Source organism: Bacilliculturomica massiliensis (genome assembly GCF_900605495.1).
Classification (GTDB): Bacteria; Bacillota; Clostridia; order Peptostreptococcales; family Anaerovoracaceae; genus Bacilliculturomica; species Bacilliculturomica massiliensis.
In genome coordinates this window covers 1-23625 of the sequence record NZ_LR027584.1, presented here as the reverse complement: position 1 = coordinate 23625, position 23625 = coordinate 1, and the positions used below count along the sequence as shown (strand labels likewise).

Sequence of the window (23625 nt, the reverse complement as noted above, 5' to 3'; positions counted from 1 at the left end):
TTCCTATATGATGTTATTGAAGAGGCTGGACAAGGCCCTGACGGACATCCAGACGTATGTATGCGCCATTCTGTTCGCGCTGATCATCGCCATCGGGGGCCTGAATGTCTTCTGCCGCTATGTCCTGAACGACTCCCTGACCTGGGCGGAAGAAGCGATGAGATTTATCTGTATCTGGATGGTCTTTATCGGATCATCCCTGACGATCCGGGTGGATGGGCACGTTTCCATCGATATTTTGCAGAGCATATTGAAGAACAGAACGATCAAGTTCGTGCTTTATGTGATCACCAGGCTGGTGGCCGCGTCATTTCTGGTGCTGCTGCTGCCCGCGTCCGTTGAGCTGGTGATGAAAATGGGAAGCTCCTATTCTTCTGCGGTGGGGATCTCCTATTCCATTGTCTATCTGTCCTTTCCGGTGGGGGCGGTATCCATGCTGCTGTCCTTTGCCAGCGCCATCCCTTACCATGCATGGAGGATCAAAGAAGGAGGTGAGGCAAAATGATCGCGATCGTTGTGATATCGCTGATCGTGATGATCATTCTGGGTGTTCCTATCTGCTTCGCCATCGGCCTTTCCGGCTTTCTGGCCATTTATTTCGGAACGGATCTGGATCTGTTCATCATCGTGCAGAGGCTCATCAGCGGTGTGAACTCCTTTTCGCTTATGGCCGTGCCGCTTTTCATTCTGGGCGGCGCGATCATGGACAAAGCGGGCATTTCCAAGCGGATCGTAGGATTTGCATCCTCTCTGTTCTCCTGGCTGCGCGGCGGACTCAGCATCGTCTGCGTGGCGGCCAACATGATCTTTGCCGGGATCTCGGGATCGGGCGCGGCGGCGGTCAGCGCCATCGGCGGTCTGACGGCGCCGGCGATGAAGGAGAAGGGATATAGACCTGGGTTTGTGGCCGCGCTCATCAGCGGGGCCGGATCCCTGGGGCCTGTCATTCCTCCCAGCGTCGATATGATCGTCTTCGCTTCCATCACAGGCCTGTCCGTGGGAAGGATGTTCATGGGCGGCATACTGCCCGGCATGCTGATCGGGTTGTGTCTCATGGTATTTTGCCATGTCTACGCGAGGGTAAACGGAATCGATTACGGAGGGAAATTCGATCTGGGAACGGTGTGGAGATCCTTTAAGGATTCTATCTGGGGACTGATCATGCCGTTTATTGTGATCGGCGGCGTCATTTTCGGCATCTTTACCGCCACGGAGGCCGGCGTCATCGCCTGCATTTACGGGCTGATCGTCGGTGCATTCGTGTATAAAGAGCTGAAGTGGAAGGATATCATCCCTCTGTTCAAAAAAGCCACGGAAAATACCTGTCAGGTCATGATGATCATCGGCGCTTCCACCATCTACGGCTACATCTTTTCCCTGGCCAACGTAGGGGATACGATCTGCAGTTTCATCCTCTCACTGACGGACAGCACCACCATGATCATGTTGTTGACCGCCGGCTTTATGATCTTTGTGGGCTGCTTTATGGAGAGCCTGGCGGCCATGCCGATCATTCTTCCCATCGTCTATCCGCTGCTGGAAAGTATGGGGGCCAATATGACGCAGTTTGGCGTTATGTTCTGCCTGTGTACCGTGCTGGGCGGTCTGACGCCGCCTGTGGGAATTTATCTGTTTCTGTCCATGACCATCGCAAAGGCGAAGATCCAGGAGATCATACCGTATCTGCTGGTGGTAGTGGGAATCATTGTAGCGGTGATCCTGACAGCGGCTTTCGTTCCAGGGCTCACGTCATTTTTGCCGAACCTGCTGATCCGCTGATCTATGGCGGCATCACAAAATATGTTGGGAGGTAGATCGCATGGGAATTCAAAAAGAGATGTATCTGGAAGCGCAGAAATATATGGTGGGAGGAGGTTCTGCGGGAGGGCGTTTCAACGCTACGCTGGGCCAACCCCTTTACATGGACCGCTGCGAGGGCGCTTACCTCTACGACGCGGAAGGAAAGCGATATATCGACTATCATTCTTCCGCCGGCCCGGCGCTGTTCGGCTATAAGAATCCCAGGCTGAAAAAGGCGGCCCTGGAGGCCATGGAACGGGGATTTTTCTGGGGATACGATACACAGGAGACCATTGAACTGGCAAGACAGCTGTGCAGGATCATCCCCTGCGCGGAGCGGGTGCGTCTGGTAAATACGGGAAGCGAGGCCACCCTGTCGGCGCTGCGTCTGGCCAGGGCCTACACGGGAAAAGAGATCGTGATCCGGTTCGAAGGCCATTTTCACGGAATGCATGAGCTGCTCTGGTACAACCACAATGGAGAAGGCGACATGGACAGCGTGGGAGAGATCCGCAACGTGCCCGACGGAGCGGGGATCCCCGCGTGCTTCGGAGATGTGGTAAAGAACGTGGAGTTCAATGACTTCGAAGCGCTGGAACGGGTGGTGGAACGCTGCAGGGGAAAAACGGCGGCTGTCATCATGGAGCCGATCTCTTATAACTGCGGCTGCTATCCGGCAAAGAAAGAATACCTCGAAAAAGTCCGCAGTCTCTGCAGCGCCGAGGGAATCGTATTGATCTTCGACGAAGTGATCTGCGGCTACCGTATGCGGCCAGGCAGCGCTCAGGCTTACTACGGCGTGACGCCGGATCTGACTACGCTGGCAAAGGCCATAGGCGGCGGTTTTCCCATCGCGGCGGTGGCGGGAAAAAAAGAGATCATGGAAATGGGCGGCCCCACAGGGCCGGCGGGAGTGAGCGGCACCTATTCCGGAGCGCTCATGTCTGTGATGGCGGCCCTGGAATGCGCAAAGATGGTCCAGGAGCCGGATTTTTACGACCGTCTGGAATCGATCGGCAACGCCCTTTACAGCGGGATCGACAGTCTGATGAAGAAACACGGCATCAAGGGTCATGTGAGAGGCGTGGGAGCGCGGTTCGGCCTCTACTTCGGTGTGGAGGACCCGGAGGATGACTTTAACTGGAGGACCGTAAAGAAAAAATTTGATGCGGACCTGAACGGCCGTTTTCTGACAGGAGCCCTGGAGGAAGGGATCTATTTCCACAATTACGGGACCAGTCCCGTACCGGCTCACAACGGATTCGGCATCGCCCACAGCGCCGAGGATATCGATTTTACACTGGACAGAATCGACAAGATCTTCAAGAGGATCAGGTAAAACGCCGGACTGCAGTGCCCGGAGAAGAAGGAGGTATCTTTATGAACGGCAGAGGCTTTGAAATGGAGGCCAGAAATGTAAAGCACATCGAGACGGCAAACAGGCGGATCTGTACGCCTATCCCCGTCCCCGGATCTTTTCCGCTGCTGGAGGAAATGCAGAAATACGAACCCAGGGCCATGGCGGGACAGCCGCTGATCGTGTGGGACCACACGGAGGACGGCTATAAGATCTGCGACCCGTACGGCAATCGGTTTATTGATTTTTCATCCGCTGTCATGATCACCAATTCCGGCCACGGAAATCAGGAACTGATCGACGCGATCCGGCGGATGACAGACAAACCGCTGCTTGCGTCCTACGCCTTTCCCACAGCAGAGCGGGTGGAAGCGGCGAAAGAGCTGGTAGGCGTCTGTCCTATCCCTGAGGCAAAGGTCTTTATGCTCAGCGCCGGAACGGAGGCGGTGGAATGCGCCTTCAAACTGGCCAGAACTTACGGAAAGCAGAAGGGCGGGCCGGAGAAGAAGGTCATCGTCTCCTATGAGAGCGCATTCCACGGCAGAACGCTTGCTTCTCAGCTGGTAGGCGGAATGGACAGTCTGAAGGACTGGATCGGCAACCTGGACAGGGATGTGTTTCAGGCCCCCTGGCCCAATGGCTATGAGCATCACTGGGCCGATGAGAGCAGCCCTGATTTCGACGAAGATAAGATGTTTTCCACGCTGCTTGAGACCATCGACGCCCACGGAGTCAAATATGAAAACATCGCAGGGATCGTCATAGAAGCGTACAACGGCATACAGTGCTACCCCATTCCCAAAAGTTACGCCAGGAAACTTCGGCAATTCTGCGATCAGTATGATATTCTGCTGATCATGGACGAGATCCAGACCGGTTTCTGCCGTACGGGGAAATGGTTCGCATTTCAGCACTACGGCATTCTTCCCGACATCATCACCGCGGCAAAAGGCCTGAGCGGGGCTCTGCCCATGTCCTGCGTGTTTGCCCGCAGGGAGATCATGGACATGTACGCACCTAATACCATGACATCCACCCATTCCGGCAGTCCGGTGGCGGCCGCCGCTGCTGCCGCAAACATCCGCTATATGAAGGAACAAAGACTGGACGAGGCCGCAGCAGAGAAGGGCAGGATCATAGAACGGCATCTGAAGGCGTTGAAGGAACAGGTACCGGACAGGATCAGCTACGTGGGCGGCCTGGGACTGGCCTGGGCCTGCACCTTTGCAGATCCGAAGACGAAAAAAGGGCAGCCTGAATTTGCGCTGGAGGTCACAAAAAAATGTGTGGAGAAGGGGCTCATGTTCTACGCAGCTGTAGGCGCCGGCATCACCATGAAGCTGACTCCGCCGCTGACCATTCCCGAGGATGCGCTGGAGGAAGGAATGGAGGCTTACGCGGAAGCGGTGTTGGAGGCAGACGCGGAAATGCCTCCCTACGAAGACTGAAGCAGACAGGCAGGGAGGGGGAAAACTCATGAAATACCTGATCGGAGCTGACTTTGGCGGAGGATCCGCCAAGGCCACCCTGCTCACGCAGGAGGGACAGATCGCAGCTGTCGCGGCGAGAGAATATCCGACAAATTATCCGCAGAATGGCTGGGCAGAGCAGGATCCGGAGGACGCCTACCAGGCGTTTGTACAAAACGTCAGGGATGTCATGAAAAAGGGCATGGCAGCCCCGGAGGATATCGTCTGCATCTGTCTTGACGCAGCCACGCACACGGCGGTGTTGTTAGATGAAGAGGACAGAGTGATCCGGCCGTCGATCTACTGGACGGACACCAGAAGCCGCAGAGAAGCGGCCTTTCTCAGAGAATGCCGGGAAGAAAAGATCTATGCGCTTTCTTACAATGTGCCCAACGAGATGTGGACTCTTCCTCAGCTCATGTGGCTGAGGGAGAACGAGCAGGAGAACTTCAGAAAAATACACAGGATCATGTTCGTCAAGGATTACGTGCGATACCGGCTGACGGGAGACTTTGTCACAGACCGCGTAGAGGCCATGGGTTCCATGCTGATGGACGTGCCGAACCGGTGCTGGTCGGAAGAGCTGTGTGCGCTGGCAGGCGTTCGCAGAGGAATGCTTCCGCAGATCGTAGAACCTCTGGAGATCCTCAGTCCCATCGGGGAAAAGGCATGTCAGGAGGCAGGTCTTTGGCCGGGCACCAAGGTCATTGCAGGATCCACAGATACGGTGATGGAGATCTACGCCAACGGTGCAGTCCACACCGGACAGATGACTGTCAAGCTGGCCACGGCAGGCAGGATCTGCCCGGTCACGGACCGGGCGCTGGACAACCGGCGGCTGGTGAATTATCAGCATATCATTCCCGGGCTGTGGTATCCCGGTACAGGGACCAAATCCTGTGCATCGTCATATCGCTGGTATCGGGACGTTTTCGGAAAAGCGGAGGAAGGCGCCTATGAACGGATGAACCGGGCGGCTGCGGAAATACCGCCGCTGAGCGGCGGCCTGTACTTCCACCCTTATCTGCAGGGTGAACTGACTCCCTATTTTGATGCAAGTCTGCGTGGCAGTTTCACCGGGATCCGATCCTTTCACACCAGGGGGCATTTTACGAGAGCGCTACTGGAAGGGGTCGCCTATTCCCTGAAAGACTGCTATCAGGTCATTGAGCGCGAAGGTCTGGATATCAGTCAGGCAGTCATCATCGGCGGCGGCGCAAAGAGCGCTCTCTGGAGGCAGATCGTCAGCGATGTGCTTGGGATCGAAATGATCAAGACAAAAAACAACGATTCATCCCTGGGTTCCGCCATGCTGGCCGGCGTGGCGTCGGGCATTTTCAGCTCCTACGAAGAGAGCGTTGAAAAATGCGTGGAGACAGAGACAGTAGTCAGGCCGGACTCGCAAAATTTCAAACGTTATCAGCGGGGTTTTGAAATATACAAGAGGATCCACGACGCGTTGGCGGAGATCTACACGGATATGGAGCGGTAAGGATGATGGGTGAGTGGAAAAAGGGCGTGAAGCCGGAAAAGAAGGAAAGGAGGAGCTGCGCGCCGCCGATCCGAACGGCGGTCTGCATGAAGCAAGTGCCGGAGAACGCGGAAAAAAGTGTGACCGGGGACGGAAAGATCCGCAGGGACGGACGCTTTTCCGTCATCAACCCCTCTGATGTTTTTGCGCTGGAAGCAGGGCTTACGATAAAGGAGAAGCGGGGCGGCGCAGTGGATGTATTTACCATGGGGACAGAGGCGGCCAAAGCCCTGCTGGATGAAGCGGGAGCGCTGGGCGCCGACGGACTGTTTCTGCTGTCCGACCCGGATTTCGCCGGAGCGGACACCTACGCCACGGCGCACGTGCTCGCCGCGGCACTGAGAATGAGCGGGCCGTATGATCTGATCCTCTGTGGAAGACGGACTCAGGACGGGGAGACAGGACAAGTCCCGGCGGAGATGGCGGTTATGATGGGATTGCCTGCGGTGACGAATGTGGTAGCTATAGAAGATGCGGGTGAGGGGAGACTGCGCTTCCGCCGGATGCTGGAATACTGCGAAGAGACGGTGGAGGCAGCGCTGCCGGCAGTGGTCGGCGTGATGGAGGGAATGGAGTGGATCGGCCATCCCAGGTTCCCTTCGTTACAGAGCATGCAGCACGCGGGGGGACGCAGTGTGGTCTGTCTTGGCAGGGTAGATCTGGATCTGCCGCGGGAGCAGGTGGGGAGCAGCGGGTCTTTCACCGAGGTACGGCGGATCTTTTTCCCGGACTGGAAAAGAAGCTGCCGTTTCTGCAGCGTGGAAGAGGGAATTGAACTGATAAGAAAAAGCGTGGGGAAGGCGGAGGAGAAAAGCGAGCCAAAATGATAAAAAGAATGGAAGACAGACGTTCTGAGATCTGGGTCTGCTGCGAAAAAAGACAGAGCCGGCTGACGGCTGCAAGCAGTGAATTGATCGGAAAAGCCCGTGAACTTGCAGATTCGCTGGGGTATTCTGCTGCGGCGGTCATCTTTGAAGATATGTCGGGGGAAAGCGCAGCGCAGACAGCGATCGGGCTGGGAGCGGATATCGTATACCGATTTTGTCACAGCCGTTTTTTCCGGACGGAGGAAGACTTGCAGGCGTGGGCTATCGCAGATCTGATGGAGTCAGGAAGGCCCTGGGCGTGTCTTTTTCCCGCGGAGACCCACGGGAGGCTGACCTCCGCTCTCCTTGCTGCCAGGCTGAAAACAGGCCTGACGGCGGACTGCACGGGTCTCTCCGTCGAGGACGGATGGCTGCTGCAGACCAGACCTGCCTTCGGCGGCAGTTTGATAGCGGATATTCTATGCAGGCATTCGCTGCCCCAGATGGCCTCCGTGCAGAGCGGCGTCTTTCCCAGACCGGAGCCGGATGCGGACAGACAGGGCGTTATTATCGACTGTGCGCTCCCCGCAGCAGGACCTTCCGCACTGAAACTCATAGGCTGCAGCGCTGAGCGAAAAGCGGAGGAAAGTCTGAGCGAAGCGAAGGTGGTGCTGGCGGGGGGGATGGGGCTGGGATCCGTCAGAGGATTTCGGGCGCTGAAACGGGCTGCGGACAGGATCGGCGCCGTTCCGGCCGCCTCCCGGGCGGCGGTAGGCGCGGGGCTCGCTCCGTATTCCTGGCAGGTGGGGCTGTCGGGCAAAACGATCCGCCCGGAGCTGTATATCGCCTGCGGTATTTCGGGGGCGGTCCAGCACATGGCGGGAGTCAGGGGAGCTGCGCGGGTGATCGCGGTCAATCTGGACAAAAAAGCTCCTGTCTTCGACTGCGCTGATGTTGGTATCATCGCGGACTGCCTGGTGTTTTTGGAGAAGCTGGAGACGTACTTCGGCGCGCGGCCGCAGGGAAGGATGTAAAAGAAGCGCCTGCGGGCGACGTGAAATAAATCCGTTTTTGTTGTCTTTTCAGTAAAATCTTGATAGAATGTAGCCACAAAATATTGGAAAAGGGCGTGAGAATTTGAATGCGGAAAGACTGCCGACCTTGCTTCTGCGAATGGAAGCGATGAAAAATTCCCTGGGACAGGCGGAGAAAAAAGTAGTTGATTATATTCTGGAAAATCCGGAAAAGGTAATATATCTGTCTGTTGCGGGGCTGGCGGAATCCAGCGGCGTCAGCGTGGCTACGGTGGTACGCGCGTGCCGTAAACTGGGGCTGAGCGGGTATCAGGATTTTAAAGTGACCCTGGCGCAGGATATTGTAACGCCGATGCAGAATATTCATGAAGAGATCACTGAAGACGACGACGTCTCTGCCATCGTGGACAAGGTATTTCAGGGAACGATGCAGGCACTGTCATTTACCCACGACTCTCTGAATATGGATTCGCTGATCAAAGCGGTCGACTGCATCACCCGGGCCAGAAGAGTCATCATCCTGGGAATGGGCAACTCTCATTCCGTGGCGGTGGATCTGCAGCACAAGCTGATGCGTCTGGGGATCGATGCGGCGGCTTTTACCGATTCCCACATGCAGACGATCGCCGTATCTCTGCTCACCAAAGAGGATGTGGTTTTTTCCATCAGCCATTCTGGAAGCTCCAAGGACGTGGTATCCAATACAAAGCTGGCGAAAAGCAACGGAGCGGTCACTATTTCGCTGACCAGCATCGGCAGCTCGCCGCTGAGCAAGACAACGGACATCCAGCTGTATACGGCCAGCAAGGAAACCCAGTACAGGATCGTGGCGCTGAGTTCACGCATCGCCCAGGAGGCGATCATCGACACGCTGTACACGCTGATCGCCGTGAGAGACAGACGGTATGTGGACGGTTTTCACAAGATCGAGAAAGCGATCCAGAGAAAGAAATACTGAATACCCGGGACGGATAGGTGGCCGCTGTATGGCCGGCGTAAGCCGAATAGCCGCAGCATGGGGGCCGCGCAGAGCGGGCGGTGAAAATGGAAGAGCGATACCCGTTTCTTTTTCCCCGAATTGTGGTAAAATAGGGATACGTCTCCTCTGGAGGCTGCAGACACACATTTTATCACTGTGAAGGAGAAACGTATCATGAAAGAAAAATTGGGCGGAGGAAAGATCCTTTCCCTTTCGCTGATGCTGTTCGCCATGTTTTTCGGAGCCGGAAACATGATTTTTCCGCCGGCGCTGGGACAGCAGGCGGGAACCAACTTCATATCCGGCGTGCTGGGGTTTATGGTGACCGACGCGGGGTTGTCCGTGCTGGGGATCGCAGCCATCGTACTGGTGGGAACGAATCTGAACGATCTGGGCGCAAAGGTGAGCCCGAAGTTCGCCGCGGCGCCCGGTATCGTCGTCTATCTGCTGATCGGCCCGCTGTTCGCGCTGCCCAGGACCGGCACCGTATCTTTTGAGATGGCCGCGGCGCCCTTTCTGCCGGAAGGCGCTCCGGGATTTCTGGTATCGCTGCTCTTTACGGCTGTCTTTTTTCTTGTGACCTATCTGCTCTGCCTGAACCCCAGCAAGCTGGTGGACGTGGTGGGAAAGATCCTGACGCCGGTGCTTCTGGTGTCCATCGCGGTGATATTCGCCGGATGCTTTATGGACCCTGGCGGGGCCATCGGAGCTCCTGTGGGGGACTACGCTACCATGCCCTTTTTCAAGGGAATGGTGGAGGGCTATCTGGCTCTGGACGGACTGGCCGCGCTGGCCTTCGCCATCGTGGTCATCAATACCATTAGGGATTACGGCGTTAAAGAGCCGGGAAATATTGCAAAATATACGCTGATCACGGGCGTTTTTGCGGGGATCGGCCTGGGGATCACCTATCTTGCTCTGGGCTATGTGGGGGCCGTCACGTCTTCCGCGGCGCTGTTTGAGAACGGCGGGAAGCTGCTTGCGGCGGTCACGAACCAGCTGTTCGGGTACGCGGGAAATATCATTCTCGGCGTGGCGGTTCTGCTGGCGTGTCTGACCACTTCCATCGGTCTGGCTTCCTCCTTTTCCGATTACTTTCAGACCATTCTGCCGCGGTTTAGCTACAAGCAGATCTTACTTGTGGTCTGCCTGTTCAGCTTTGCTGTTTCCAACGTGGGGCTGACTGCTATGATCAAGATCACTCTGCCTGCGCTGATCATGATCTATCCGCCGGTGATCACACTGGTGCTGCTGTCCTTTGCGGATCGTCTGATCGGAGGAAAAGCCGAGTGTTATGCGCTTTCCATGATCCTGGCCTTTCTCGTCGGGATCCTCAACGGGCTGGAAAACGCAGGTCTGTCCCTGGGGTACCTGGGAGAACTGGCGGCCAGGATCCCTCTCTATACGCTGGGGGTGGGATGGATCGTTCCGGCTATAGTGGGATGCCTGATCGGTCTGCTGCCCTTCGTGAGATTTTTGAAGAGCGTACCTGTGAAAAGGGTTTGAAGCCCGCGGGGCAAAAGGATGGCCGGTATGACGGCCAGACAGCGATGAGGATGGGAGACGGCGGGAAGGCAGGCGCTTCAGGCTGTTCCACGCAGGCGGCAGATCGGCAGAGCGGCCGCCCTGCGGCCAGACCTCAGGGCGGCCAGGACGCTCCGGTGCGGCTGGGCAATGAAGAATGAGGACGGGCTTCGGCCCGTTCTTTTTGTACAGGCGATTTACCCGTCAGACGCGCGGTTCAGAACAGTTATACTCATTTCCCGTTTTTTCCATTGAGAGGGAGTGGACAATGCCACGGATGCGGGATATTGCAATGCTTTCCGCGATCTTTCGGAATTCAAAGTGTCAAACGCCCGGGAAAAACTCTTGCTTATTTACACGGCCAAGTAGTATAATTAACCAAATATAAAGCTGAAGGATATACGTAAATGGACAAAAATTCAGAAAAGAAACGCACGAAGATCAGTTCTGTCAATCGAGCGCTGGATATTATGGAGCTGCTTTGTCAGGAAGAGCGGCTCATGGGCATCAATGAGATCGCCCAATTTCTGGGAGAATACCAGAGTACGATCCACCGGTCGATATCCACGCTGAAGGAACGTGGATATGTCTATCAGGACATGGACAGTTCCAAATATGGTTTGAGTTATAAGCTCTGTATGCTGGGAAAGAGCGTCAGCGAAAATTCCGCGCTGATCCAGTTGGCAAAGCCGTATGCGATCAGGATCGCGAAGGAGTTCAGGGAGACAGTGAATATCGCGGTCAGAGAGTATACAGAAGGCCCGGGATATTACGCGGTCACCATCCTTCAAGAGCGAGGAGGCAAGAGAGCGCTGGGCGTGACGGAAACTCTAGGCAAGCCTTACGAGTGCTACTATTCCGGCGTGGGCAAAGCCCTGCTCGCATTTTCGGAGGACTATGACGAGGATGCGGTTCGCAGGATTGAGCTGAAGCGCCATACGGATAAGTCCATCGTTGACCCGGAGCGGTTTATCGAAGAGATCGCAAAGATCCGTGAACTTGGATATGCCGTTGACAACGAGGAAAATGAAAAGGGGCTGTACTGTTTGGCCTGCCCGGTGCTGAAGAGCAAAAAAAAAGCCGTCATGGCCATCAGTGTCAGCGGATATATGGGACAGATCCATGATATCGGAATAGAAAAGATCATACACAGTCTTCAGGAAGTAAGCGCAGAAATGAGTCAACAACTTCTCTGATGAGTCAGTCGAAAGAGGTCATCTCCACGAAAGGGGATGACCTCTTTTGTAAAAATGTGTTTCTTCATGTTTCGATGGATCACCCATCGGTGGTTTTTGTGCATAACCCCGGAATGAAACAGAGGACAGCGTCTTTCGTGACCTGTTCTCTGTTTTTATTTGGGCGGTAATTGAAAAATATATAAAAATCAAAGCAAAGCGTAAACGCTGTTGACAAGGCATCCAAAGCTAACTATAATAATCATAAACACAAAATAAGAATTCAATTCTGCTATAGGGAATTGAAGGCGGGATAACTGTATGTTTGCCCTTTATCCTGACCAGGCCAAGATCGTCCGTTGCTCAACCTGTCGACCTAAAAACATAAAGGAGGATATTATGATTTATGCAGACAGAATGATGACCGTAAGAGGCTCCGTTATCCGCGACGTTGCGACGGAAATTGCCAGCAGAAACAACCCCAACCTGATCAAACTGTCCGGCGGCCTTCCTGATGAAAACCTGTTTCCCATGAAGGAGCTGCAGGAAGCCGCTGAAACAGTTTTCAACAATCCGGAGCTCTACATGGAATCGCTGCAATATGGTCTTACCCGAGGTGATACTGAGTTGCTCGATCTCCTGGCGGAGCGTCTGAACCGGCTGGAAAACATGAAAATTACGCCCAACAACATGCTGATCGTCACCGGCTGCCAGCAGGGTATCTCCCTGTGCGCCACCGCGCTGGTCAATATTGGTGATACGATCCTGATCGAGAAGCCCAGTTATCTGGACGGTCTCAACGCCATGCTTCCCTACGAACCCAATATCGTAGGCGTCGATACAGATGAGCACGGGATCCGGATCGATGCTCTAAAGGCCGCTATTGAGGCCAATCCAAACACCAAGATAGTATATGTGATCCCCAACTTCCAGAATCCTACCGGCAAGGCGTGGCCCCTTGAGAAGCGCGAGGAGTTCTTGGAATTCATGAGCCGGCCCCAATATAAACACATCGCCATCCTGGAGGATAACCCCTACGGCGAGGTCAGATTCAGAGGAGAGCATGTCCCCTGCCTGAAGTCGCTGGATAAGACGGGCCAGGTGGTCTACCTCGGCTCCTTCTCCAAGATCCTGGCTCCCGGTCTTCGCATCGCCTATGTAGTCTCGGACGACACTCATTTTATTGATCGCCTGGAAGAAATCAAGGAGGGCGCCGACCTCCAGTCCAACCAGTTCACCCAGGTCCATGTGCGCGAGTACCTGAAGGCAAACGATATCGACGCCCATGTGCAGAAGATCTGCATGAACTACAAGAAGAGATGCGACGCCCTGGTAGAGATCATGGGAAAGGAGTTTCCCACGGGCGTAACGTTCACCGTTCCCGATGGAGGCATGTTCCTCTACGTGACCTGTCCTGAGAACTTTGACACGGGGAAGATGCTGAAGGACGCCCTCGACGCGGAGGTGTCCTATATCCCCGGCGCGTCTTTTAACGCAGATGGCAGCGGCAAGAATACGATGCGTCTGAACTTTACCGCCAACGACATCCCCAAGCTGCAGGAGGGCGTGCGGCGTCTGGCCGGGGTTTTTAAGGCGGAGATGGCAAAGCAGGGCATGTGATCCCGGGACGATTCGCGAGGAAGGAATATACTATGGAAGAAAAAATGAAGTTGAATGTAGAGCGGTGCAAGGGGTGCTACCTCTGCATTGAAAACTGCAAGATCGGGGCGATCTCTCTGTCCGATTATACAAACGGAAAAGGAGTCGTGACCATTCAGGTCGATCAGAGCAAGTGCGTGCAGTGTGGAAGCTGTTACGCCATGTGTCCTGACCTTGTCTTTGAGATACTGTAGGAGGTGGCGATATGGCAGAGACATTATTGATCAAAGGAAATGAGGCCCTGGCAGAGGGCGCCATCAGAGGCGGCTGCCGTTTCTATGCCGGTTATCCCATCACACCGCAGAGCGAGATCCTGGAGTGGATGGCGAAGCGCCAAAAGGAAGTAGGCGGTGTATTCGTACAGGGCGAGTCGGAGATCGCCAGCGTCAACATGGTGTTTGCGGCCAGAGCCCTTGGGTCCCGCGCGTTCACCTCCTCTTCCGGTCCCGGCTTCACGCTGAAACAGGAGGGCATCGCCTATTGGGTCAGCGCCGAGCTCCCGGGCGTGGTGGCCTGTGTACAGCGCTACGGTATCGGCGACGGGTTTATCGGCGCCGGCCAGGACAACTACTGGCAGGCCGTCAAAGGCGGCGGCAACGGCGATTATCATCTGATCACCCTTGCCCCGAACAGCGTGCAGGAAAACATGGATATGGCGTATGAGTCCTTTGAACTGGCAGAGAAATGGATGCATCCGGTCCTGATCCTCTCGGACGCGACGATCGGGCAGATGATCGAGCCCTGCCAGGCGAGACCCTATAAAGAATACAGCATCGACCAGTACGACTGGGCGGTGAAGGGGACGCCCATCGGAATCAAGAACAAGGTGATAACCGACAAGACTTATAACGAGGACATCGATCAGTGGAACGCCAGATATCTCGCCAAGTGCCGCAAGATCATCGAGGAGGAGCAGCGCTGGGAGTCGACGATGGTCGAGGACGCGGAGGTCGTCCTTATCGCCTACGGCATCTCCTCCCGTGTGGCGGAGGGCGCGGTGCGCATGGCGAGGGCGCAGGGCATCAAGCTGGGCCTGATCCGCCCGATCACCTTGTGGCCCTTTCCCCGTAAGGCCTTTGAAGAACTGTCCGGAAGCTGCAAAGCCCTGGTGACCGTTGAGATGAACATGATGGGTCAGCTCTGCGAGGACGTTATGCTTTACACGAAGAGTAAATATCCGACTTATGCCATAACCACCGCCTACCAGGTCCCTGCCATCGATGAGATCGTCGCTTTTGCGCAGGACATTCTGGCCGGTACGGCAAAAGAACAGGAGGTGTTCTGAGATGGCGAGAACGACTGCGAAAAAGGCTCCTGCAATCATGAAGTGTGAGAATATGTTCTGTGCAGGCTGCGGCCATTCCATTTTTGACCGCATTCTGGGGGAAGTTCTCACCGAAATGGATATCATCCAGGATACCATCATATGCTCGGACATCGGGTGCAACCACCAGTTCCAGTACAGCATGGCGGTGGACGCCATCGTCCCGCCCCACGGGAAAATGGGGGCCGCGCTGACCGCTATGAAACGTGTCCGCCCCGATAAGTACTGCTTGACGATCGCCGGCGACGGCGGCGCATATGCCATCGGTCTGGGCGAGACCATGGCCTGTGCCACCCGCAATGAAAACGTGACATTTTTTGTCATGAACAACACCTGTTACGGAATGACCGGCGGTCAGATGGCGCCGACCACCCTGCTCGGCCAGTGGTCCGCATCCACCCCCGACGGCAGGACTTTTGAGGAGCACGGCCTGGATCTTGACGTGATCAAGGTCATGCGTAACCTTGACATTGCCTATCTGGCCAGGACCACGATCACCAGCCCTGGAGAGGTGAACAAAACCAAGAAGGCGGTCAGGAAAGCCCTTGAAAAGCAGCGCGACAACAAAGGGTTCTCTCTGGTGGAAGTTCTGGTGCCCTGTCCAACCAACTGGGGCCTGACGCCGCCCAAGGCCATGAAGCGTATCACAGAAGAACTGGTCCCGCACTATGAGACCGGTGAGATCATTGACAAATAGGGGGTGAAACAAGTGCTGAAAGGTATCGTCTGTGCGGGATTTGGCGGCCAGGGCGTCTTGACCGCAGGAAAATTATTGTTGTACGCAGCATACAAACAGGGGCGAAAAGTGACTTGGTTTCCCTCCTACGGAAATGAGATGAGGGGGGGCTCCGCAAACTGTAATGTGGTGATTTCGGATGAGCGCATCGCAAGCCCATATGTCGACCATCCCGATATTCTCATCGCGCTGAATGGGCCGTCTCTTGACCGATTCCAGGAGACCATGAAAGCAGGCGGCGCGCTCTTCGTGAACACCTCGCTCATCGATAAGGACAAGATCACCCGGAGCGATGTGGAAGTATTCTGCGCACCTGTTACGGACATTGCGATCTCTCTGAAGAATGAACGAAGCGCCAACATCGTGATGCTGGGATATTTCTGCAAAAAGGCGGGGATCTTTACCGGAGAAGAGTTTTCTGCATCGATGTGTGAATACTTCGAGACCTCAGGGAAGGGCAAATACAACGAAAAGAATATAGAAACATTCATGGCAGGGTATAACCTGGAATAAACGGGAAAGGAGGGGCGATTTTGAATCTCACAAAACTGCTGAAGCCTGAAAAATTCGCCATCATTGGAGCGACGGAAAAGGAGACTTACGGCGGCTTCGCCGTTAAGTTGATGGAACTGCACGCGGCGGACAGGCTGGAGAAGGATATCTATCTCGTCAATCCCGGCAGAGACCAGGTGTTTGGTCACAAGTGTTACAGGAGCGTCGCGGATTGTCCGTCCGACATCGATATGGTCATCATTGCGACAGCCAAGAAAACAGTCCCGGATCTTCTGCGTCAGTCGGCGGCAAAGGGCGCAAAGGGTGCGGTGGTGTTTGCCGCTGGATATGGGGAAACCGGCAAGCCCGAGGACAAGGCCGCCGAGCAGGATCTAAAGGCGCTGTGCAAAGAGTTGGACATCGCCCTGATGGGGCCCAACTGCGCCGGGTATATCAACGTGCCAGACAGTATCCCCGCCATGGGTTTTATGACGACAGTCCCCCACAAGCGGGGCCATGTGGGCCTGGTATCCCAGAGCGGGATGATCTGCACATTGCTCCTTGACAGTGGAAAAACAGATTTCTCCTACGTTATCTCCTGCGGCAACAGCAAGATCGTGGAGGTCATCGACTACATCGATTTCCTGGTCGATGATGAGGATACCAAGGTGATCGTCTCCTACATCGAAGGTGTGACGAATCCCCAAAAGTTTGTCAGTATCCTGAAGAAGGCCGCGCTGAAAAAGAAGCCCGTCATCCTCCTCAAGATCGGAAGATCGGAGAAGGGCAGCAAGTCGGCCTCCTCCCACACCGGGAGTCTCTCCGGATCGGATGCTGCCTTTGAAGCTATCTTCAAAAAGTACGGCGTCATTCGGGTGGATGACCTGGAGGATCTGGCCAGCCTTGCCAACATGATCGACACGATCCCCGCACTGCCCAAGGGCGACAGAGTGGTGTCGCTGAACGGCTCCGGCGGCGAGAACGGTGTCGCCTGCGATGTGGGCGCGATGTACAACATCAATTACCCCGATTTCTCAGAACAGGGCAAGGAAGCCCTCAAGGGCGTGTTAGCAGAATTTGCCACAATCAACAATCCCCTGGACACCACAGCAGACATCTGCTACGACACGGATCAGTTTGCCGATGCCGCGGAACTCATCATCAATGATGAGAACTTCGACATGGCAGTCGTTGGCATCACGATCGTCAATGAGTTGACGGACCTGTGCGTCAAGCACATGTCGGAAGGGCTGATCAAATTGAGAAAGGAGGGTCGAGTAACAAAGCCGATCTTCGTGATACCCGCGGTGGAGTCCGGCAGGATGCCGGAATACGTCCAGAGACTCAAGGAAGTCGGCATACCGGTAACCGCTCCATGTTCCTACGGCTACAAGCATATCGCAAAGTTGGCTCAATACGTCAACTGGCTCAAGGAGACTGACATCGATTCTCTGGAAGCTGCGATCCCGGAGACGGAGAACACTGGCAGAAAAGCCGCCCTGTCCGAACATTCCTCGAAGGAGCTGTTGAAGGGGTACGGCATACCGGTGCCGGACGAAGTGGTCGCAACATCAGAAGAGGGCGCCGTTGCCCATGCGAAAGAGCTTGGGTTCCCATTGGTCATGAAAGTAGAATCGGCAGACATTTTACATAAGACGGATGCAGGCGGCGTAAAACTGAATATCCGCAGTGAAGAGGAAGTAAGGGCCGCATATCAGGCTATCATGAAAAGCTGCGTCCAACACTGCCCGAATGCAAAGATCAATGGAATTTTGATGCAGCAGATGCTCAAAAGCGGAACTGAAGTGATCGTTGGCGTGACTAACGACCCGGCCCTCGGGCCGATGGTCCTCTGCGGGATGGGCGGCGTTTTCACCGAGGTGTTCAAAGACGTGTCCCTGTTCCCGGCGCCATTGAGCAGGGCAGATGCTTTGAAGATGATCCAGAGCCTCAAGGCATTCAAAATGATGACCGGATATCGGGGTCAGCCGAAGTTGGATGTGGACGCTCTTGCCCAGCTGTTGGTGAACGTCGGCAGGTTTGCTGTGGACCATGCGAATGATCTGGTTGAAATGGATATCAACCCGGTATTCGTCTATCCAGAGGGGGAAGGAGTTGCGGCAGCTGATGCCCTCGTGATTCTTCGAGAATAAGAAAGAGAGGGGCCCTATGGCTAAAAAAACGAGTGAACCGCCCTTCATAGAGAGTTTACTTTTAATGGCATTGTCACTTGCCCTGCTGATGTACAACATCTTCATTTTGGGCGGTGATGCGCACATTCCACTGATCGCTGCCACCACGGTGATCTCTGTGTACGCGATCATCCGGCTGGGATTCAGATGGGATGACCTCATGGACAGCATCAGAAACGGTATTCAGGAGATCGCAACAACGATCCTGATATTCGGCATCATCGGCATGATGATAGCGGCCTGGATCATGGGCGGGATCGTCCCGACGCTGATCTACTATGGGCTGAAGATTCTAAACCCGCAGTTCTTTCTGGTCATGACGATGATCGTCAGCGCGATCGTATCAATGGCCACCGGCAGCAGCTGGACCGCTGTGGGCACGATGGGCGTTGTATTTCTGGGGATCGGCGCCGGCTTTGGCGTACCGATGCCGGTCACAGCAGGCGCTGCTATCTCCGGCGCCTATTTCGGCGACAAGATCTCCCCGCTGTCTGACACTACGAATCTGGCTCCGGCGGTATCCGGCGCAACGCTTTTTGATCATATCCGGCATATGTTGGTCAGCAGCGGCATTTCCTTTGTGATTTCAGGGATCATATTCCTCTTCATGGGAATGAAGTACGGCGGCGGGAGCGGCGATCTGAGGATCGTGGCGGAAATCGGGGAGACCATCGCATCCAGTTTTTACATTTCACCTGTTCTGCTGATCGTACCCTGCGTAGTCATCGCCATGGGCGCGCTGAAGATGCCGGCAGTTCCCAGCCTGTTTCTGGGCGTGGTCCTTGGCGCAGTGTGCTGCAGCTTGTTCCAGAAGTACGACCTGGGCGCGATCAGTACTGCGTTAAACTATGGCTTCACATTTGAGTGTGAAAACGAGATGCTTTCATCTCTTCTCTCCGGCGGCGGCATCCAGAAAATGATGTGGTCCATGTCTCTGACACTGTGCGCGATCTGCTTCGGCAGCGTCCTTGATACGACGCAGATCCTCCATGTTCTGGCCAGCAAGGTGCTGTCGATCACCAAGGGGGTCAGAGGGCTCATCACCTGTACGGTGCTGACCTGTCTTGCGACCAACATCATCACCGGCGATCAGTACTTAGGCATCATCCTGCCGGGCAAGATGTACCGGAAGAATTACGAGGAGCAGGGTCTTGCGCCGCAGAATCTCTCCAGAGCACTGGAGGATTCGGCTACGGTCACCTCTCCCATCGTGCCGTGGAGCTCCTGTGCGGCCGTGATGGTCGCGGCCCTGGGCATCCCTGCGGTAGAGTATATGCCCTATTGTTTCTTTAGTTTTATTTCTCCGTTGGTCTCGATCTTCCTTGGTATCACGGGGATCTCCATAACCAGGCTTGAGAAGCCTGATGAACCCGAAAAATAGAGGAATAGGATAAATTGTTCCGCCAAACAGTAACACAAAATGTGATGTGTTCACAAAGAGAGGAGAAGTTGCCATGTTAGAGAAACCTCCATTCCGGCTGACCCCAAAGGTCGTTCTTGCAGTTATATCCATCGGTTTGATCAACTCTATCGTATTCACCATCCCATATATCAAATATACCTTTTATTTTGGCATGATCGAATTGACCGGCTGTACCAATGAGCAGCTCGGGCTCCTTCTGACGATCTACGGCTTGGGCGAAGTCTTTTCCCTTCCGATCGGCGGTCTTCTGGTGGAAAAGTACGATGTGAAAAAAGTCCTGCTGTTTTCCACGATTGGTACCGGCCTCTTGTGCTTCCTGATCGTGTTGTTCCCCAGTTATGCGACCACAGCCCTGGTCTGGTTCGGTCTGATCTTCACCAGCCTGTTTATGTTCTGGGGTGCTATTTTCAAGGGTCTGCGTATCCTGGCTCCCACTGAGTATCAGGGCAGGATGAATGGTTTCTATTCCGGCGCCTCCGGTCTCGGTTACTTCATCATCGGTCTGACGATGGTGCCCATATATGATTACTTCGCTTCCATCAGCGACGGTCAGGGCATGAGAGCCGTGTTCGTATTCCTTGGGATCTTCTGTTTTGTGATTGCTGTTTTCTGCTACTTTGCGGTCAAAGCCGCGTTGGACGAGCAGAAGGCCAACGGCTGGAACTTCGTTGACGAGGAGCAAGAGCAGATCGGCGGCATCAAAGGTCTGCTGGAGGGATTCAAAGCTGTTGCCAAGTACAAAGCTGTTTGGGTCTTCGGTATCTGCCTGTTCTGTGTGTATGGCATTGAGATCTGCATCAGCTATACCACTTCTTACTTTACCGATGTTCTGGGGATCACGGTCACCTTTGGCGCGGTCCTCTCTATCTTCCGCTCTTATGGCATGAAGATCGTCGGCGCGCCTCTCGGCGGCATGATTTCTGATAAGATCGGCTCCCCGGCAAAGGTTGTTATTGTTGGCAATCTCGTCGCCGCCGTATGTCTGGTCGCTATCGTTATTCTTCCCACCGAGGCCCTGACGCTGCCCGTTCTGATGGCTATCATTCTGATCACTGCATGGTTTAACTCCATGTGCTACGGCGTGCAGTTCGCCATCCCTGCAGAGGCAAAACTGCCCGCGAATCTGGCGGCCTCGGCTATCGGTCTTGGCTCGGCCATCGGCTATATCCCCGATGTGTACCAGCATGCCATGATCGGCAGTTGGCTCGATAAGTGGGGCGTCGCCGCCTACCCGCTCACCTTCTGCTTCGGTATCGCGCTTTCCGTGGTTGCCACCGTTGTCCTGTTCATCTTTCTGCGGGATAAGAAAAGGGGGACACTGGTGTTCGGTGCGAAGTGATCGCAGCTCTTCCTCTTCGTGCCCGGCAGAGGCGGGATCAGCCATCACATGGACGGGTGGACGGACTACGGAGATATCGCCCTTGGCGCCGACATTCTGGCGGAAACGCTGCTGCGGCTGAGCAGCCAGACGCCGGAGACAAAAGAGACGTCTATCCCGTCCAACGAGAAGGGATGAAGGCGAAGGAGGATCGAGAACGCAGCAAATATGACGGCAAGCCGCCCTGAAGGGCGGCTTTTTGCGTGAGGGCGGCGCTGATATTCCCATGTACGGATCTGTTTTAATGTGATAAAATGAGTTGCATAACAGCGCTGCTTCTGTAATGGCACAGCGGTCGGGACGACGCAGTGGCCGGATGGCGCTGCTTCAGGGACGGCACGGCGACTGGGATGATACCGCTGCCGAAAGGGCGCAGCTGGCAGGGGCGGCGGTCACGACTTTAAATAGAGGAACGGCCGGAAAGGCGGGAGGACAGGCATTTGAATAAAACATCGCAAATAGTGACAGACGTGATACTGTCCAATACCGACCAGAGAGATTTTATCAGTTTTTGTTCCCTTGAGAGGAACTCCGGTCAGCAGAACCTGTTCATCGCTGTGCTGGTATTGGGACTGATGCTGATCCTTCTGCGCAAGACCGATCTGCCCTGGTGGATCAGTTTTGTGGGCGGGATCGCATTGCTGGTCCTGCTTTTTCTGATCTGGAGGCAGCGCCTGCAGGCGGCAAAGGCCATTCAGGGAAACTGGATCGTGAAGAACCGTCTGCGGCTGATCGTTCTGGACGAGGAAGGAATCGAGGAGATCGAACCGGAGGAAGGGGACGATGCGGTCCATACGGCGCAGGGAGATACTGTAGAAGGTGAAGAAGAACAGGAAGTAAGGGGAACTGTGATCCACCAGGGAAAGTGGGAGGATCTCCCGTCAGCTTTTGAAAATAACCGCTATTTTTATATTTTCAGGGACAATTCCCAGGCGTTTATCCTGCAGAAAAATCGCATGACAGAAACACGGAAGACAGAGATCGGCGGCCTGATCGCCGAGAAAATGGGAAAGCGTTTTTCGGGATGGAGTCAGTGACCGCAGGGCCGATGATGAGAATAGACTGGAATTCCGCGTGCAGATGAAAGATCTGAGAAACAGGCGGAGAACAAGTTTTATGATATGGAGGAGTAAATGAAAGTAAATGATACATTTTTGATCGATATTACAGATATGGGCACCGAGGGCGAGGGGATCGGACGGGCGGAAGGCGCCGCTGTTTTTATCCCCGGCGCTGTTCCAGGCGACAAAGTACTGGCGGAGATCACACAGGTGAAGAAGAACTACGCCAGAGCCAGAGTGGCGGAGCTGCGGCAGCCTTCCCCCATGCGCGTGGAGCCGGAGTGTCCCCATGCCGGCGTCTGCGGGGGCTGCTCGCTGGCCGGCGTGAAATATGAAGGACAGCTGGCGCTGAAAAAGAAGTGGGTGGAAGACCGTCTCAGAAGGATCGGCGGCATCGGGCTGCCGGAGATCGGGGACGTGATCGGCATGGAACCGGGCGAGGTGGCTTCCTTTATGCAGGAAATGCCTGCGGAAGTCGGCGCGGAACCGGACAGGCGGCTTTTGACTCCTGCAGGGTATCGGAATAAGGCACAATTTCCCGTGCGGGCAGGCCGCCTGGTAAAGAACAGGGAAGGAAAATATCGGAACGACCGTCCCTGCAGCGTAGGTTTCTATAAAGCCAGAAGTCACGAGGTAGTGCACTGCGATTCCTGCCTGATCCAGACAGCGCCTGCCGTGGCTGTAGCCGGAGCTGTCAAGCGTTACGTGGAGGAAAACACAGTAAGCGTGTACGATGAGAAGAACCACATGGGACTGCTGAGACATGTAGTGGTGCGTTCCGCTTTCGCCACTGGCGAAGTGATGGTGGTTCTTGTGGTCAACGGAGATCATCTGCCGCGGATCGAGCGGCTGGTGGAACTGCTGGACGACGCGGTATATGAGTCTAACTTCAACGGCAATTTGGACATGGCCGGAACAAGGCCCGCGGCGGCTGGCATGGAAGCTGGATGCAGCGATCAATCTGCGGCAGAGGGAAAAGAAGACGGCGATAACCGGCGGGCTGAAGCCGGAGAAGGTTGGAAGACTGAAGCCGGCTGCGAAGAGGCGGAACCGTTCTGGTCGCTGGAAAGCGTGGTCATCAACGTAAATAAGGCGAAAGGCGCGGTGGTGATGGGGAAAGAGTGCATTCCCGTGGCGGGAAAATCCACGATCACTGATCGCCTGGGCAGCCTGCAATTTGAAATTTCTCCGCTGTCTTTTTATCAGGTCAATCCAGTCCAGATGAAAAAGCTTTACGATAAAGTTGTGGAGTTTGCCGCCCTCACAGGGGAGGAGACCGTTTTGGACCTTTACTGCGGGGTGGGTACCATCGGTCTGTATTGCGCGGGAAATGCCCGCAGAGTCATCGGCATCGAGTCCGTAAAGCCCGCGGTGCTGGACGCAAACCGGAACGCGGTGATCAACGGCATCGTCAACGCGGAGTTTATCTGCGGCAAAGCGGAAGAAATTCTGCCAAAACGCCTGTCCGGCATCAACGCCGACGTGGTCATCATGGACCCGCCGCGGTCAGGCTGTGATCCCGCCCTGTTGGAAGCGGTCCTGCGGGTGGCGCCGGAACGCATCGTCTACGTTTCCTGCGATCCGGCCACTCTGGCGCGGGATCTCAAAGTACTGTGCGCAGGCGGCGCGGCCGCGGAGCAGGAATGCGGTGGAGCGGGCAGCCAGCGCAGCGACGGCGGCAGGAG

The 23625-nt window shown here is 55.2% G+C and carries 21 protein-coding genes; all 21 read left to right on the top strand.

Features of this window, described 5'->3' with window-relative positions:
- Window positions 1-7: 7 nt before the first annotated feature.
- Window positions 8-505: a TRAP transporter small permease gene (locus tag E0E37_RS00125; protein WP_165445128.1), complete on the top strand. Its 498-nt coding sequence runs from the start codon at window positions 8-10 to the stop codon at window positions 503-505.
- Entirely contained in the window at window positions 502-1779 is a 1278-nt protein-coding gene (locus E0E37_RS00120) for a TRAP transporter large permease (protein WP_130860954.1), read from the top strand. Before E0E37_RS00125 ends, E0E37_RS00120 begins: the two co-directional genes overlap by 4 nt.
- A gap of 40 nt (window positions 1780-1819) precedes the next feature.
- On the top strand, window positions 1820-3139 hold the full coding sequence (locus E0E37_RS00115) for an aspartate aminotransferase family protein (RefSeq protein ID WP_130860953.1): 1320 nt from the start codon (window positions 1820-1822) through the stop codon (window positions 3137-3139).
- Window positions 3140-3180: 41 nt separating this feature from the next.
- Window positions 3181-4605 carry an aspartate aminotransferase family protein gene (locus E0E37_RS00110; protein WP_130860952.1) on the top strand — a complete coding sequence of 475 codons (1425 nt, stop codon included), beginning with the start codon at window positions 3181-3183 and terminating at the stop codon, window positions 4603-4605.
- A 28-nt stretch (window positions 4606-4633) separates the two neighbouring features.
- Complete coding sequence (locus tag E0E37_RS00105) at window positions 4634-6118, top strand: xylulokinase (RefSeq protein ID WP_165445127.1); 1485 nt, start codon at window positions 4634-4636, stop codon at window positions 6116-6118.
- A 2-nt stretch (window positions 6119-6120) separates the two neighbouring features.
- A complete protein-coding gene (locus E0E37_RS00100) occupies window positions 6121-6984 on the top strand; it encodes an electron transfer flavoprotein subunit beta/FixA family protein (protein ID WP_130860950.1) in 864 nt (287 codons plus the stop codon).
- A complete protein-coding gene (locus E0E37_RS00095; protein ID WP_130860949.1) occupies window positions 6981-7997 on the top strand; it encodes an electron transfer flavoprotein subunit alpha/FixB family protein in 1017 nt (338 codons plus the stop codon). The genes E0E37_RS00100 and E0E37_RS00095 overlap by 4 nt, the downstream gene beginning before the upstream one ends.
- A gap of 103 nt (window positions 7998-8100) precedes the next feature.
- Window positions 8101-8955: a MurR/RpiR family transcriptional regulator gene (locus tag E0E37_RS00090; protein WP_130860948.1), complete on the top strand. Its 855-nt coding sequence runs from the start codon at window positions 8101-8103 to the stop codon at window positions 8953-8955.
- A gap of 195 nt (window positions 8956-9150) precedes the next feature.
- On the top strand, window positions 9151-10482 hold the full coding sequence (gene brnQ / locus E0E37_RS00085) for a branched-chain amino acid transport system II carrier protein (protein WP_130860947.1): 1332 nt from the start codon (window positions 9151-9153) through the stop codon (window positions 10480-10482).
- 425 nt (window positions 10483-10907) lie between these two features.
- A complete protein-coding gene (locus E0E37_RS00080) occupies window positions 10908-11696 on the top strand; it encodes an IclR family transcriptional regulator (protein ID WP_130860946.1) in 789 nt (262 codons plus the stop codon).
- Between the two features lie 378 nt (window positions 11697-12074).
- Window positions 12075-13295 carry an aminotransferase-like domain-containing protein gene (locus tag E0E37_RS00075; RefSeq protein ID WP_165445126.1) on the top strand — a complete coding sequence of 407 codons (1221 nt, stop codon included), beginning with the start codon at window positions 12075-12077 and terminating at the stop codon, window positions 13293-13295.
- Window positions 13296-13327: 32 nt separating this feature from the next.
- Window positions 13328-13528: a 4Fe-4S binding protein gene (locus tag E0E37_RS00070; protein WP_130860944.1), complete on the top strand. Its 201-nt coding sequence runs from the start codon at window positions 13328-13330 to the stop codon at window positions 13526-13528.
- Window positions 13529-13539: 11 nt separating this feature from the next.
- The gene (vorB, locus tag E0E37_RS00065; RefSeq protein WP_130860943.1) at window positions 13540-14619 is read left to right on the top strand and encodes a 3-methyl-2-oxobutanoate dehydrogenase subunit VorB; all 1080 of its coding nucleotides are present in this window, start codon (window positions 13540-13542) and stop codon (window positions 14617-14619) included.
- A gap of 1 nt (window position 14620) precedes the next feature.
- Window positions 14621-15355 carry a thiamine pyrophosphate-dependent enzyme gene (locus E0E37_RS00060; protein WP_130860942.1) on the top strand — a complete coding sequence of 245 codons (735 nt, stop codon included), beginning with the start codon at window positions 14621-14623 and terminating at the stop codon, window positions 15353-15355.
- A 12-nt stretch (window positions 15356-15367) separates the two neighbouring features.
- Window positions 15368-15907: a 2-oxoacid:acceptor oxidoreductase family protein gene (locus tag E0E37_RS00055; RefSeq protein WP_130860941.1), complete on the top strand. Its 540-nt coding sequence runs from the start codon at window positions 15368-15370 to the stop codon at window positions 15905-15907.
- 20 nt (window positions 15908-15927) lie between these two features.
- Window positions 15928-18039, top strand: a complete 2112-nt coding sequence (locus E0E37_RS00050; RefSeq protein ID WP_130860940.1) for an acetate--CoA ligase family protein — start codon at window positions 15928-15930, stop codon at window positions 18037-18039.
- A 16-nt stretch (window positions 18040-18055) separates the two neighbouring features.
- The gene (gene nhaC, locus E0E37_RS00045) at window positions 18056-19459 is read left to right on the top strand and encodes a Na+/H+ antiporter NhaC (RefSeq protein WP_130860939.1); all 1404 of its coding nucleotides are present in this window, start codon (window positions 18056-18058) and stop codon (window positions 19457-19459) included.
- A 73-nt stretch (window positions 19460-19532) separates the two neighbouring features.
- Window positions 19533-20840 (top strand): MFS transporter, encoded by a 1308-nt coding sequence (locus E0E37_RS00040; protein ID WP_130860938.1) that lies wholly within the window; start codon window positions 19533-19535, stop codon window positions 20838-20840.
- A 48-nt stretch (window positions 20841-20888) separates the two neighbouring features.
- On the top strand, window positions 20889-21017 hold the full coding sequence (locus tag E0E37_RS18965) for a hypothetical protein (protein WP_281275506.1): 129 nt from the start codon (window positions 20889-20891) through the stop codon (window positions 21015-21017).
- 302 nt (window positions 21018-21319) lie between these two features.
- The gene (locus E0E37_RS00035) at window positions 21320-21916 is read left to right on the top strand and encodes a hypothetical protein (protein ID WP_130860937.1); all 597 of its coding nucleotides are present in this window, start codon (window positions 21320-21322) and stop codon (window positions 21914-21916) included.
- 96 nt (window positions 21917-22012) lie between these two features.
- Window positions 22013-23625, top strand: a 1613-nt coding sequence (gene rlmD, locus E0E37_RS00030; protein ID WP_130860936.1) for a 23S rRNA (uracil(1939)-C(5))-methyltransferase RlmD, incomplete at its 3' end; no start/stop codon positions are given.

Excerpts from the sequence above, each read along its gene's own strand:
- E0E37_RS00125 (WP_165445128.1), top strand. The coding sequence starts at position 8 with ATGATGTTATTGAAGAGGCTGGACAAGGCCCTGACGGACATCCAGACG.
- E0E37_RS00120 (WP_130860954.1), top strand. The coding sequence starts at position 502 with ATGATCGCGATCGTTGTGATATCGCTGATCGTGATGATCATTCTGGGT.
- E0E37_RS00115 (WP_130860953.1), top strand. The coding sequence starts at position 1,820 with ATGGGAATTCAAAAAGAGATGTATCTGGAAGCGCAGAAATATATGGTG.
- E0E37_RS00110 (WP_130860952.1), top strand. The coding sequence starts at position 3,181 with ATGAACGGCAGAGGCTTTGAAATGGAGGCCAGAAATGTAAAGCACATC.
- E0E37_RS00105 (WP_165445127.1), top strand. The coding sequence starts at position 4,634 with ATGAAATACCTGATCGGAGCTGACTTTGGCGGAGGATCCGCCAAGGCC.
- E0E37_RS00100 (WP_130860950.1), top strand. The coding sequence starts at position 6,121 with ATGATGGGTGAGTGGAAAAAGGGCGTGAAGCCGGAAAAGAAGGAAAGG.
- E0E37_RS00095 (WP_130860949.1), top strand. The coding sequence starts at position 6,981 with ATGATAAAAAGAATGGAAGACAGACGTTCTGAGATCTGGGTCTGCTGC.
- brnQ (WP_130860947.1), top strand. The coding sequence starts at position 9,151 with ATGAAAGAAAAATTGGGCGGAGGAAAGATCCTTTCCCTTTCGCTGATG.
- E0E37_RS00080 (WP_130860946.1), top strand. The coding sequence starts at position 10,908 with ATGGACAAAAATTCAGAAAAGAAACGCACGAAGATCAGTTCTGTCAAT.
- E0E37_RS00075 (WP_165445126.1), top strand. The coding sequence starts at position 12,075 with ATGATTTATGCAGACAGAATGATGACCGTAAGAGGCTCCGTTATCCGC.
- E0E37_RS00070 (WP_130860944.1), top strand. The coding sequence starts at position 13,328 with ATGGAAGAAAAAATGAAGTTGAATGTAGAGCGGTGCAAGGGGTGCTAC.
- vorB (WP_130860943.1), top strand. The coding sequence starts at position 13,540 with ATGGCAGAGACATTATTGATCAAAGGAAATGAGGCCCTGGCAGAGGGC.
- E0E37_RS00060 (WP_130860942.1), top strand. The coding sequence starts at position 14,621 with ATGGCGAGAACGACTGCGAAAAAGGCTCCTGCAATCATGAAGTGTGAG.
- nhaC (WP_130860939.1), top strand. The coding sequence starts at position 18,056 with ATGGCTAAAAAAACGAGTGAACCGCCCTTCATAGAGAGTTTACTTTTA.
- E0E37_RS00040 (WP_130860938.1), top strand. The coding sequence starts at position 19,533 with ATGTTAGAGAAACCTCCATTCCGGCTGACCCCAAAGGTCGTTCTTGCA.
- E0E37_RS18965 (WP_281275506.1), top strand. The coding sequence starts at position 20,889 with ATGGACGGGTGGACGGACTACGGAGATATCGCCCTTGGCGCCGACATT.